Genomic DNA, 12,192 nt, shown 5'->3' on the forward strand with positions numbered 1-12,192 from the left:
AGAGGGCATTTTATGTTAAATAAAGATTTAGAGCAGACGCTAAACGAAGCGTTCATTTTTGCCAGAGAACATCGTCATGAATTTATGACGGTTGAGCATTTATTACTTGCCCTACTCGATAACAGTGCTGCTAAAGAGGCACTGAAAGCCTGTGGTGCTAACATCGATTTAATCAAAAAAGAATTAACTGATTTTGTTAAAGACACCACACCTCTGTTGCTAGATGAGCAAGGCAGAGAGAGAGAAACCCAGCCCACGCTTGGTTTTCAGCGTGTCTTGCAGCGCGCAGTATTTCATGTGCAGTCATCTGGAAAAGATGAAGTAACTGGGGCGAATGTACTGGTAGCTATTTTCAGTGAACAGGAATCTCAAGCAGTTTACATTCTAAAAAAATCAGATGTCACTCGCTTAGACGTGGTCAACTTTATATCTCACGGTGTGTCTAAAATTGATGATGAGGCGCGCTCTCATACGGACACACCAGAAGAAACTGCCGAGCAGGAAGAAAATACTTCGTTACTGCACAAATTCTCCGTTAATTTAAATAACTTGGCCAAAGACGGCAAGATTGATCCGCTCATTGGCCGTGATATGGAGTTAGAGCGCTGTATTCAAGTGTTGTGTCGTCGACGCAAAAATAATCCATTACTGGTGGGTGAGGCTGGTGTCGGCAAGACGGCGATTGCAGAAGGATTGGCTTTTCGCATTGTGAATAACGATGTGCCTGAGGTCATTGAGTCAGCAGTGGTTTACTCTTTGGATATGGGAGGCTTATTAGCGGGCACTAAGTACCGTGGTGATTTTGAAAAACGTCTCAAAGGTATCCTTAAAGAACTTGCAGATGACCCCAATGCCATTCTATTTATCGATGAGATCCACACCATTATAGGAGCAGGAGCCGCGTCAGGTGGCGTAATGGACGCGTCTAACTTACTTAAGCCTAAATTGAGTAGCGGTGAGCTGCGTTGTATTGGCTCAACAACTTATCAAGAATACCAAGGCATCTTTGAGAAAGACCGAGCGCTTGCTCGTCGTTTCCAAAAAATTGACGTATTAGAGCCAACCGTGAACGACACCACTAAAATATTGATGGGTTTGAAATCCCGTTATGAAGAACATCACAGTGTGCGTTACACCACTAAGGCGATTCGTGCAGCGGCAGAATTGTCTGCGAAATACATTAACGAGCGTCATTTACCAGATAAAGCGATTGACGTTATTGATGAAGCAGGTGCGAGTCAACGGTTGTTGCCTCCGTCGAAACGCAAAAAAACCATTGGTGTGCCTGATATCGAGCTGATCATTGCTAAAATAGCGCGCATTCCAGAAAAGTCAGTCTCTGCTTCGGATAAAGAAGTCCTGAAAAATCTTGACCGTGATTTGAAATTAGTGGTTTTTGGTCAAGACAAAGCCATTGATACCTTAACCGATGCCATTCGTTTATCTCGCTCAGGTTTAGGCAACGAGTCCAAACCTATTGGCAACTTCTTGTTTGCTGGCCCAACAGGGGTGGGGAAAACCGAAGTGACGGCTCAGTTAGCTAAGGTTATGGGCGTTGAATTGGTGCGTTTTGATATGTCGGAATACATGGAACGCCATGCGGTTAGTCGATTAATTGGCGCCCCTCCCGGGTACGTTGGTTTTGATCAAGGTGGCATGCTTACCGATGCAGTCATTAAAAACCCTTATTGTGTGGTTTTATTGGACGAAATCGAAAAAGCCCACAGCGATATATACAATCTTTTATTGCAAGTGATGGATCACGGTACACTCACTGACAACAATGGTCGTAAAGTTGATTTCAGAAATGTTGTTTTGGTGATGACCACTAATGCCGGCGTACAGCAAACCATACGCACCTCTATTGGCTTTAAACAACAAGACCACAGTCACGATGCGATGAGCGAGATTAATCGCTTATTTACGCCTGAGTTTAGAAACCGTCTTGATGCAATCGTGTGGTTTAATCATTTGGATCAAGAAATTATCTTACAGGTCGTGGATAAGTTTATCGTTGAGTTGCAAGTTCAGCTTGATAACAAAGGGGTATCCCTTGAAGTGTCAACAGCAGCAAGAAGCTGGTTAGCACAAAAAGGTTACGATAAAAACATGGGGGCTCGGCCTATGGCAAGGGTTATTCAACAAGAGATCAAAAAAGAACTGGCTCATGAGTTATTGTTTGGGCGGCTAAGTAATGGCGGTAGTGTCAAGATTGACTTGGCAGACGAGAAACTTGCCTTTGAATTTGAGACAGACAGTAAAGAAAAATCTGAAGCTTAAAAGCGCAGGTGTCAAAAAAAAGCCCTTGAGTATTACTCAAGGGCTTTTTTGTATTTGCAAGCAAGGTTTATTTCAAAGAAAAATTTACCGCTAAATTAGTATCAACAACTAATAATTTGATTAGCGTGCGCGGTAGATAATGCGACCTTTGCTTAAGTCATATGGTGTCATTTCAACAGTTACAGCGTCACCGGTTAAAATACGGATGTAGTTTTTGCGCATTTTACCTGAGATATGAGCTGTCACAACGTGACCGTTCTCTAACTCAACACGAAACATAGTATTTGGAAGGGTATCCAACACAGTTCCTTCCATTTCAATACAATCTTCTTTCGCCATCTAACTCTGTTACCTCTGTCTTAAAAATAAGTGTCTAAAAAAGCCGCGCAGATTTTGCCCAATAAGGCCGCGAGTGTAAAGCTTTACCCGACATTTTTTACAATTAGTTGCCATTTATCGTTTAAAAAACGCTCATGGGGTAAGAAATTCTGCTTATAGTTCATTTTTTGGCAGCTATCTATTTGATAGCCTAAATATAAAAAGTCGCATTTTAATTGCTGCGCTAGCTGAACTTGCTGCAATATAGCATAAGTGCCGAGTGAACGTTGCGCATATTCTGGCAAAAAGAAGGTATACAAGGCAGATAAGCTAGAATTCAATCGATCGGTTACCGCCACACCGATGAGGGTTTCACCCAGCATCAGTTCGACATACATCGCTCTATCCCAAGGGCTAATCACAAAACCCTCGTATTGCTCTTTTGAGGCAGGGTACATACTGCCATCTGCATGACGTTCATTAATATACCGCTCGTATATAGCGTAATATTCAGGTTTGCTGTGCAGACTGACATTCGTGGTGACATCACTATTTAATTTCAAAACCCGTTTTTGGCTTTTTGATGGTTTAAAATCCTTAACCGGTAAACGTAAAGATTTGCAAGCCTGGCAATCAGTGCAGTGAGGCCGATAAATCTGGGTGCCACTGCGCCTAAAACCTGCCGCGATAAGCACATCATAATGCTGAGCGCTTGGGGCGTTGTTGTCATCGACAAAGACCAGCAAACGCTCTTGTTGGTCAGTCAGATAACTACAAGGAAAGGATTGGGTAATACCAAATTTCATATGTGAGGGCTAAGAGTACGTGCTTTCCAACAGTCTATCGAAAAAGACTGTGACTGCAGTACCTTTAATTGCGCTAAAAATTGCGTTCTGGGCGTGGCGATACAGCCCAAACTTTGCAAATGTGGATTAACCATCTGGCAATCAATAAATGACGAACCTTCTGCTTTCAGCAATTCGACCAAATAATACATGGCCAATTTTGAGCAATCAGTCAGGTGATGAAACATCGACTCACCACAAAAGAGTTTAGCGCTTACGACACCATACAGTCCGCCAACTAAGATGTCGCCTTGCCACACCTCAATTGAATGCGCATGTCCTGCTTTATGCAGGTGCTTGTATGCTTCGATCATCTCAGCAGTAATCCACGTACCAGAGTCATTTCGGGGGGTGGTGGCACAGGCGTCGATTACGGCATCAAATGCGTAATTGAGAGTGACTGCAAAGCGCTGTTGTCTCACTAACTTCGCCAACTTAGAACTACAATAAAACTGCTCTAGTGGCAATATGCCTCTGGGGGTAGGTGACCACCACAAAATGGGTTCACCAGGGCTATACCAAGGAAATATGCCCTTAGCATAGGCCGTCGTTAAACGAGCTACGGACAAGTCTCCGCCAAATGCCAGTAAGCCGTTCGGCCGAGATAATGCCTGACTCGGATCAGGGAAAACCGCTTTGTGAGTCAACTCAGGTAAATGAATCATAATGGTTTTTGCAATTAAAAAAGGCCTCTACGAGGCCTTTGATTATTTCTCTAATGCGTCTAAGTATTTTTCTGCGTCTAACGCGGCCATACAGCCCGTGCCAGCTGAGGTTATTGCTTGACGGTAGATATGATCGCTCACATCACCTGCGGCAAATACACCTTCAACACTGGTTTGTGTCGCATTGCCTTCTGTACCGCTTTTCACTTTTAAGTAGCCATCTTTCATGTCAAGTTGGCCTTCAAAAATGGAAGTGTTGGGTTGATGCCCGATAGCAACAAATAAGCCCATTACAGGCAACTCAGTGGCTGCTCCTGACTCAACATGTTTAATTCTTACCCCTGTTACACCCATTTGGTCACCGAGTACTTCATCTAAGGTACTGTCCATGTGTAATACCACATTACCGTTTTTCGCTTTGTCCATTAAACGGTCGGCTAGAATTTTTTCACTTCTAAATGCATCACGTCTGTGAATGACGTGTACTTCTGATGCGATGTTAGACAAGTACAAGGCTTCCTCAACCGCGGTATTACCTCCGCCGATAACGGCTACTTTTTGATTACGGTAGAAAAACCCATCACAAGTGGCACACGCCGATACGCCTTTACCCATAAAGGCAGTTTCTGATTCCATACCAAGGTACTTAGCCGATGCACCGGTGGCAATAATTAAGGCATCACAGGTGTAAGTGCCTTGGTCACCAAACAACGTAAAGGGTTTTTTGGTTAAATCTGTTTTATTGATGTGATCGAAAATAATTTCAGTATCAAATTTTTCAGCGTGCTTTTGCATACGCACCATCAAATCTGGACCCGTTAAACCTTCAGGGTCACCTGGCCAGTTCTCTACTTCCGTTGTGGTGGTTAATTGGCCACCTTGTTGAATGCCCGTCAACAGCACGGGTTGAAGATTAGCACGTGCCGCATACACAGCCGCTGAGTAGCCTGCAGGTCCAGAGCCGAGTATTAATAATTTTACGTGTCTTGTTGCAGACATGGTGTTCTCCGAATTTGTCGTGGTATGACCAAAAATGAAATCTTGGGGCTAATAATAAGGGCAGTGAAGCCATAATCAATGCCATTATGGCTAACTTGTGTTTTTTCTTTATTGTGTGGCTTGAATTGCCGTCAGTGCAATAGTGTAAACAATATCATCAACTAAGGCACCTCGGCTCAAATCATTAACGGGTTTGCCCATTCCTTGCAGCATCGGGCCTATGCTAACTAAATTGGCACTGCGTTGCACCGCCTTGTACGTGGTATTCCCGGTGTTTAGATCAGGAAATACAAACACCGTCGCTTGGCCCGCCACTTTAGAGTTAGGGGCCTTTTTGCTTGCGACATTTTCCATGATAGCGGCATCATATTGCAAAGGACCATCAATTAGTAAATCCGGTCTTTTTTGCTGGGCTAATTGTGTGGCTTTTTTTACTTTATCTACATCAACGCCCGTGCCTGAATCGCCAGTACTATAACTGATCATGGCTACTTTAGGCTCAATGCCAAAGGCTGCGGCTGAGTCGGCTGACTGAATAGCAATGTCGGCTAATTGTTCGGCTGTTGGGTCTGGGTTAATCGCACAATCACCGTACACCAGCACTTGCTCTGGCAGTAACATAAAGAATATCGATGAAACCAACGAGGCGCCTGGAGCCGTTTTAATCAACTGCAGGGCAGGGCGGATCGTATTGGCGGTTGTGTGCACTGCACCTGACACTAAACCATCAACATGGCCTTGTTGTAACATCATCGTACCTAATACCACATTATCGAGTAACTGTTCTTGGGCAACTACCGCTGTTAAGCCCTTGTGTTTGCGCAATTCGACTAGTGGCTCAATATATTTCTGCCTGACATCTTCGGGTTGTTGAATGATGACTGAGTCAGGTAACGCTACCCCTTGTTGTTCGGCAACTCTGAGGATCTCCGCTTTGTCGCCTAACAATATGCACTTAGCAATACCGCGTTCAGCACAAATTGCTGCAGCTTTGATGGTGCGGGGCTCTTCACCTTCAGGCAAAACAATGGTTTTTTTCGCAGCTTTGGCTAATTGCGTCAATTTAAATCGAAAGGCCGGCGGTGATAAACGCAATACTTTTGATGCGCCCTCAGTTAGTGAATTTATCCATTTAGGGTCGATACAATTGGCTGCATGATCCATTACACGGTTCACGCGCTGTTCATCATCTACTGGCACTTCAAGATTATAAAAATGCAAATTTAACGAAGTTTGCCAAGTATTGTCATTAACTAGCATCACAGGTAAACCGCTCTCTAAAGCTTGAGAGCACAGTGCCATGACTCTTGGGTCAGGTTCGTAGCCACCTGTTAACAAGATTGCGCCAATTTTAGTGCCGTTTTGTGCCGCGAGGCAGGCCATCACAAACATGTCGTTGCGATCTCCTGAAATCACCAATAATGCACCCGGTTGTAAGACCCACACCATATTATTAATCTCACGTGCACACAAATGTACGCTACGCAGTCTGCGATGCAAATAGTCTCCTTCGTTTAATAGTTTTGCATTTAGATGTTTGCACAGATCATTGACCCTTGGTGCGATCAAATCAAAACTCCAACTGATACACCCTAGTAAGGCAAAAGACTTATTGAAAATTGCGAGTTTTTTAAGTTTTTTGATGATTTTTTCAGTTTGGCTTTCATCATGATGTTCGATCAACTCAATGCTTAAACGGCCTCGCTCATCCAGCGGCGCATTGATTTTATTAAAAATACAGCCTAGTACCTTTTTACTTTTGTGTCCGCCATAGTTATCGGCCACAATTTCTAACTTATCGTTTAACTGAGTAAGGCTTAAATTTCCGGGTGAACTGACCAGAACGATCTTCGCGTCAAGAGCATTGCAAATTTCACGATTAAGGCGCACGGCATAAGGATGGCTCTGTGTCGTGACTAAGCCCTCAATAATACCGATATCTTCATCGTTCGAATATTGCTCGTACAGGGCAATAATTTCTTCTAACAAGACATCCATTTTATCATTGCTGATTATGTCCTCTACATAGGCCGGAGTGAGCGGAGGGGCAGCTTTTATTAAGCCTAATTGATTGATGATGGTAGTGGATTTTTCAGCTTCATCATCACCGTGTCGAGGTTGGCCCATAGGTTTAAAAAAGTTTACTTTTAACCCTTGTTGTTGCATTGCTCTGACTAAGCCCAAAGAAACGCTGGTCAAGCCGACACTGCTGCCCACTGGAATTAACATTATTCTGCGTGCCATGACTGCTCCTTACGCGTTAAATGCGTATTTGATGGTGTCTTGTGCAATAACCCATTCTTCATTAGTGGCTATGGCAAAAATGGATTTTGAATCTTCGTTGCTGATTAAGCCTGAACGACCAAAGCGCATGTCTTTATTGGCTTTATCATCGATGTGCAGTCCCAAGTGGGCGAGCTGAGCAATGGTCTGCTGCCTAATATAGCTGGAGTTTTCACCTATGCCACCAGTAAATATCAGGGCATCCAACGGCCCAACTACGGCTAAATACGAACCGATATATTTCACTAGTCGGTAAACAAACATATCCAGCGCTAGTTTAGCCCGTTCGTTACCTTTCTCTTGCTCGCTCTCTAAGGTGCGACAATCATTACTTATTTGTGAAATACCTTGTAAACCCGATTGTTTATTCATCAAGGCATTGACCTGGGCTGCACTATAGCCGAGTTGCTCCATTAAAAACGTCGTAATGCTGGGGTCGATATCACCGCAGCGCGTGCCCATGACTAAACCTTCAAGTGGGGTAAAACCCATACTGGTATCAACCGCTTTACCTTGTTTGATGGCAGCAATACTGCAACCATTACCCAAGTGGGCGGTGATTAGGTTGCAGTGCTCAATATCTTTATTTAGCAGCTTTGCTGCTTGGCGAGAAACAAAATAATGACTTGAACCATGAAAGCCATATTTTCGTATTCCATGGTGTTCATACAAATTATATGGCAGGGCATACAGGTAAGCATGTTGGGGAATGGTTTGAAAAAATGCGGTATCGAAAACAGCGACTTGAGGAAGTTGGGCAAAAGCGGCTTGTGCACTTTCAATACCAGCAACTTGAGCGGGATTGTGCAGTGGCGCCATTTGGGCCATATCACCGATGGCTTGTTTGACCCTATCATCAATTAAACAAGAATGAGTGAATTTTTCACCGCCATGCACGACCCGATGGCCAACGGCCACTAAACTTGAGCGAAGTTCAGTAAATTGCATCAAAATACGGCCAATGGCTTCCAGAGCATGTTTATGATCCGCCTTATCCTCTAGATTGATAGTGTGTTTGTTTTGCCCATCGGTATAACGTACTTGGGAATGACTGGCTGCCAAATTTTCAGCTATCCCTTGTAGGGGCGCTTCACCATTAGCAGCATCGATAATCGCAAATTTAATTGAAGAACTACCACAATTGAGCACAAGTACGCGTTGATTCATAAGTCTTTTTTCCTTACAAAGGGACAGTCATCATAGCAATGTTAGCGTGGCAAAAACAGGTTTTGGTATCAATAGTTGATTTGATATAACAGATGAATTTAGGTAAATGGCAGGTTACACGCTAGAATAACGCTGCAAAATAAGAGAGAGGTGAATTGTGGCACAAAACATAGGCTCTATGTTTAAAGATGGTCAGCAATACATGCTTACATGGCCGGCAGAAAAGCAGTTAACCACACTGTTTGCCGAAAACCGCGTTATTGCTGCAACAAAGCTATCCATAAAAGTGATGCCGCCCTTAGCGGTGTTATCGGTTGCTGCTGTGGTGAATTTTCAAGGTGTTGAACAATTGCCACAGGCATTAGCGATGGGGGCATTCTTTTTAACCCTGCCCATGCAAGGCTTATTGTGGTTAGGACATCGTGCAAATCAAGTGCTGCCGCCTGCATTGAGTGCGTGGTATTTTGAAATTCATCACAAGATGCAATTACAAGGCTGTGCCTTACAAAATCCTCAAGCCAAACCAAAGTATATGGAGCTGGCTCGATTGTTAAAAACCGCCTTTGACGAATTAGATAAAGCGTTTACCAAGCGCTGGTTTTAAATTTCTAGCACCGTTTAATATGCGGCCACAAGCTGTGTGCCGCATTTCAAACAGCGATATTGCTGCTGCTTTCTGACTACCTTGTTATGCCGCCTGATGCTCAATTCAACCGGACCGCACGAACAACGATAACTAAACTTTTTACCTGTCACTTTGCTTACATCCATAGCGTGATACGGATGTGGCTTTATGCCATACAGTTCCACCATTAACGCTTGCCACTCTTTACCGTGGGGTCTTACTCTGCCAAAAAGCTGAAAACTAATAAGATGGCAAATTTCATGAGGCACTACATCACTTAAAAAATGCTCAACATTGTCCATCAGTAATACGGGGTTAAAGCGCAGCTCATTGAGATGCAAGCGTGCACTTCCGGCAATTTTCCCCCGCTGATTAAATTTTATGGTAGGCATAGCAAATTGACGTTGGAGACCTTTGCAAGCCAGCTCCATGCATTCCTCTACACGTTGAGTGATTTGTTGTTGGATTAAAATTAATGCTGTTTTTTGCACGTTTATCTTTACTTACCTACTGTTTTTTTATGATAGTAAACAATCCTACGTCATAACCAAAACAATAAGAGAGTATTATGTCACCACAAAGAGCAATTGATTTTAGATTTTTAGCCGAGCCTACAGACGTCAATTTTGGCGGAAAAGTACATGGTGGCATCGTCATGAAATGGATGGATCAAGCGGGATATGCCTGCGCTGCTCAGTACAGTGGTAAATACTGTGTGACAGTGTCCATTGGGGCAATTCGCTTTATTCGTCCAATTTTAGTGGGGCAATTGGTGACCTTGAAAGCCAAAGTTGTGCATACCGGGCGCACCAGTATGCATATTTTTATTGAAATTCAAGCGGTTGATCCAAAGTGCAACGACATTAAAACGACAGGGCATTGTTTAGTTGTATTTGTGGCATGCGATGAAAAGGGTAATCCAGTTAGTATTCCGACCTGGGAGCCTGAGCAAGAAGACGATATCGCTCTAGAACAATACGCGATTGAAGCCAAGCTAGCTGCGCAGAGTTTAGATGCGAGATTACACAGTGCCTTGCCTTTAAATTAGGGCCTTCTGTCAAAGCGTAAACTCGCATCATCGCTACTTTATAAGCTGCATTCCAAACAAAACGAATACACACCGCGGGGATCATTAAACTTAGCTGCGGTGTCCATATCGACGGCGAGCCCCTTTATAAAGTTCATGAACGGGCTGGGTGCACTGGTTTTAAACGCGCCATCCATCAGTACCGTTGCTTGACCAAACAATTCTTTGAAGAATAATTCACGACCTGTCAATGAACGTTGCACATAAACGGTGTCATAGCGTTCAAGGTTAGCTAACTGGGCTGCGGCTTTTATACCATCTTCCAAATAACCTAGCTCATCAACTAAGCCAAGCTCTTTGGCGGTATCACCGATCCACACTCGGCCTTGAGCAATGCCATCTACTTGCTCTTTAGTCATATTGCGCTTGTCTGCCACCAATGAAATAAACTGATCGTAACCATGTTCAATACCACGCTGCAGAATTTGGCCCATTCTAGGATCCAAGGCTTGAGTCACACCAAAACCAGAAAACTCTGTAGTGCCCACACCATCGGTATGTATCCCCAAATAGTCCAAGGTGTTTTCAAAGGTAAGAAACATCCCAAAAATACCAATTGAACCGGTAATCGTGCTAGGAGCTGCCCAAATTTGATCGGCGCCGGCTGAAATCCAATAGCCACCTGACGCCGCATAAGTACTCATTACTGCCACAACGGGTTTACCCGCGGCTTGGAGGTTTTCTACTTCTTGGCGAATAATTTCAGAGGCAAAAGCACTGCCACCTGGTGAGTCGACATACAAGACTACTGATTTGATATTGTCGTCTAAGCGTGCCTTGACTAACAATTCAGCGGTACTGTCACCCCCTATATCACCTGGTTTTTGTGTGCCATTTAGAATGGTGCCCTTAGCGACTACTATGCCCACTTTTTGCGTATCAGTACTGATGTTGGGCAAGGGCGGATTGATGATTTTCAAATAGTTGCGATAGCTAATCTGTTTGAAGCTCATGCCTGATTCGTTTTCTCCCACCAGACTGATGAGCTCTTGTCTGATTTCTTCACGGGTTTTTAGGGCATCCACCCAATTATTCTGCAAGGCATATTGAGCAAAGTCGCCATCAGCTTGCTCAAATTTAACCATGAAGTCTTCTAGTTTCTCATCAAAATTTAGCGGCGAAATACCACGAGCTTGTGCCACGTTATTTTTATATTGCGACCAAATAGCACTTAACCACGCTTGGTTTGCTTCTTTGGCAGCATCTGACATGTCATCACGAATGTAGGGTTCGATGGCTGACTTGTAAGTCCCCACTTTGAAGACATGAGTTTGCGCTTTGATTTTTTCTAAAGCTGACTTGTAGTAAGTCGGATAACGACCGTAGCCTTCGAATAATAAGAAGCCCATCGGATTCAAATATAAGTGGTCAGCATGACTGGCCAAATAATATTGGTTTTGTGTAAAACTATCACCTACAGCATAAATAGGTTTGCCACTTTCTTTAAAATTATCAAGGGCCTGTGAAATTTGCTCTAATTTGTCTAAACCACCGCCCGCTAATTGCTGTAAATCGAGCACCAATACTTTGATACGATTATCTTGCTTGGCGTTTTCAATGGTCAACAGGACATCTTGCAGTAATGTTTCACTGTTTTGACTGTCGTCTTCAAATGCTTCCTGCATAAACTCTTCAAAGGGGTCAACACCGCGTTTTTCGATCACAATACTGCCGCTAAGCTTTAACACTAATGCAGAGTCATTGGGCACAATGATTTTATTGTTGTCTTTCATCAACAAGGATAGAAAACCAATAAAAATTACGATAAAGATGAGATTGAAAAATAATTTGCGGCAAAAATTAAGGATTGACCATAAACCGATAAACAGAGATTTTGTCCAACTTCTTCCTGTCGACATAAATGAGCGTTACCAAATAATAAATAAGTGCTGCATCCTATCTAAAATCGCGTTTAGAAGACAT

Annotated in this window: 11 protein-coding genes; 3 read left to right on the forward strand and 8 right to left on the reverse strand. The window is 43.4% G+C overall.

Annotated elements, in window-relative coordinates:
• The first annotated feature begins 12 nt into the window (after positions 1-12).
• On the forward strand, positions 13-2,280 hold the full coding sequence (gene clpA / locus ACEN2L_RS08870) for an ATP-dependent Clp protease ATP-binding subunit ClpA (RefSeq protein ID WP_306022910.1): 2,268 nt from the start codon (positions 13-15) through the stop codon (positions 2,278-2,280).
• Between the two features lie 120 nt (positions 2,281-2,400).
• On the opposite strand, the gene infA is transcribed toward clpA, so the two are convergent.
• The 6 genes from infA to ACEN2L_RS08900 form a co-directional block, all read right to left on the reverse strand.
• A complete protein-coding gene (infA, locus tag ACEN2L_RS08875) occupies positions 2,401-2,619 on the reverse strand; it encodes a translation initiation factor IF-1 (protein WP_068373302.1) in 219 nt (72 codons plus the stop codon).
• A gap of 83 nt (positions 2,620-2,702) precedes the next feature.
• Entirely contained in the window at positions 2,703-3,404 is a 702-nt protein-coding gene (locus ACEN2L_RS08880; protein ID WP_306022909.1) for an arginyltransferase, read from the reverse strand.
• Positions 3,401-4,108, reverse strand: coding sequence for a leucyl/phenylalanyl-tRNA--protein transferase (aat, locus tag ACEN2L_RS08885; protein WP_441743302.1), 708 nt, complete (start codon positions 4,106-4,108; stop codon positions 3,401-3,403). Before aat ends, ACEN2L_RS08880 begins: the two co-directional genes overlap by 4 nt.
• 42 nt (positions 4,109-4,150) lie before the next feature.
• Positions 4,151-5,107, reverse strand: a complete 957-nt coding sequence (trxB, locus tag ACEN2L_RS08890; RefSeq protein ID WP_441743304.1) for a thioredoxin-disulfide reductase — start codon at positions 5,105-5,107, stop codon at positions 4,151-4,153.
• Positions 5,108-5,215: 108 nt separating this feature from the next.
• Positions 5,216-7,351 carry a phosphate acetyltransferase gene (pta, locus tag ACEN2L_RS08895; RefSeq protein ID WP_441743306.1) on the reverse strand — a complete coding sequence of 712 codons (2,136 nt, stop codon included), beginning with the start codon at positions 7,349-7,351 and terminating at the stop codon, positions 5,216-5,218.
• 9 nt (positions 7,352-7,360) lie between these two features.
• Positions 7,361-8,557 (reverse strand): acetate kinase, encoded by a 1,197-nt coding sequence (locus ACEN2L_RS08900; protein ID WP_441743307.1) that lies wholly within the window; start codon positions 8,555-8,557, stop codon positions 7,361-7,363.
• A 157-nt stretch (positions 8,558-8,714) separates the two neighbouring features.
• Between ACEN2L_RS08900 and yfbV the strand changes: the two genes are divergently transcribed.
• Positions 8,715-9,161 carry a terminus macrodomain insulation protein YfbV gene (gene yfbV / locus ACEN2L_RS08905; protein WP_306022904.1) on the forward strand — a complete coding sequence of 149 codons (447 nt, stop codon included), beginning with the start codon at positions 8,715-8,717 and terminating at the stop codon, positions 9,159-9,161.
• Positions 9,162-9,175: 14 nt separating this feature from the next.
• Here yfbV and ACEN2L_RS08910 read toward each other — a convergent pair whose 3' ends face one another.
• Positions 9,176-9,673, reverse strand: a complete 498-nt coding sequence (locus tag ACEN2L_RS08910; RefSeq protein ID WP_441743309.1) for a SprT family zinc-dependent metalloprotease — start codon at positions 9,671-9,673, stop codon at positions 9,176-9,178.
• Positions 9,674-9,750: 77 nt separating this feature from the next.
• On the opposite strand from ACEN2L_RS08910, the gene ACEN2L_RS08915 reads away from it, so the two are divergent.
• The gene (locus ACEN2L_RS08915; RefSeq protein WP_306022902.1) at positions 9,751-10,230 is read left to right on the forward strand and encodes an acyl-CoA thioesterase; all 480 of its coding nucleotides are present in this window, start codon (positions 9,751-9,753) and stop codon (positions 10,228-10,230) included.
• A 38-nt stretch (positions 10,231-10,268) separates the two neighbouring features.
• On the opposite strand, the gene sppA is transcribed toward ACEN2L_RS08915, so the two are convergent.
• Positions 10,269-12,128 carry a signal peptide peptidase SppA gene (gene sppA, locus ACEN2L_RS08920; RefSeq protein ID WP_441743311.1) on the reverse strand — a complete coding sequence of 620 codons (1,860 nt, stop codon included), beginning with the start codon at positions 12,126-12,128 and terminating at the stop codon, positions 10,269-10,271.
• Positions 12,129-12,192 lie beyond the last annotated feature (64 nt).

Source organism: Flavobacterium sp. W21_SRS_FM6, from assembly GCF_052119645.1.
Taxonomy (GTDB): domain Bacteria; phylum Pseudomonadota; class Gammaproteobacteria; order Enterobacterales; family Alteromonadaceae; genus Paraglaciecola.

Excerpts from the sequence above, each read along its gene's own strand:
- pta (WP_441743306.1), bottom strand. The coding sequence starts at position 7,351 with ATGGCACGCAGAATAATGTTAATTCCAGTGGGCAGCAGTGTCGGCTTG.
- aat (WP_441743302.1), bottom strand. The coding sequence starts at position 4,108 with ATGATTCATTTACCTGAGTTGACTCACAAAGCGGTTTTCCCTGATCCG.
- ACEN2L_RS08880 (WP_306022909.1), bottom strand. The coding sequence starts at position 3,404 with ATGAAATTTGGTATTACCCAATCCTTTCCTTGTAGTTATCTGACTGAC.
- trxB (WP_441743304.1), bottom strand. The coding sequence starts at position 5,107 with ATGTCTGCAACAAGACACGTAAAATTATTAATACTCGGCTCTGGACCT.
- infA (WP_068373302.1), bottom strand. The coding sequence starts at position 2,619 with ATGGCGAAAGAAGATTGTATTGAAATGGAAGGAACTGTGTTGGATACC.
- ACEN2L_RS08915 (WP_306022902.1), top strand. The coding sequence starts at position 9,751 with ATGTCACCACAAAGAGCAATTGATTTTAGATTTTTAGCCGAGCCTACA.
- sppA (WP_441743311.1), bottom strand. The coding sequence starts at position 12,128 with ATGTCGACAGGAAGAAGTTGGACAAAATCTCTGTTTATCGGTTTATGG.
- ACEN2L_RS08900 (WP_441743307.1), bottom strand. The coding sequence starts at position 8,557 with ATGAATCAACGCGTACTTGTGCTCAATTGTGGTAGTTCTTCAATTAAA.
- clpA (WP_306022910.1), top strand. The coding sequence starts at position 13 with ATGTTAAATAAAGATTTAGAGCAGACGCTAAACGAAGCGTTCATTTTT.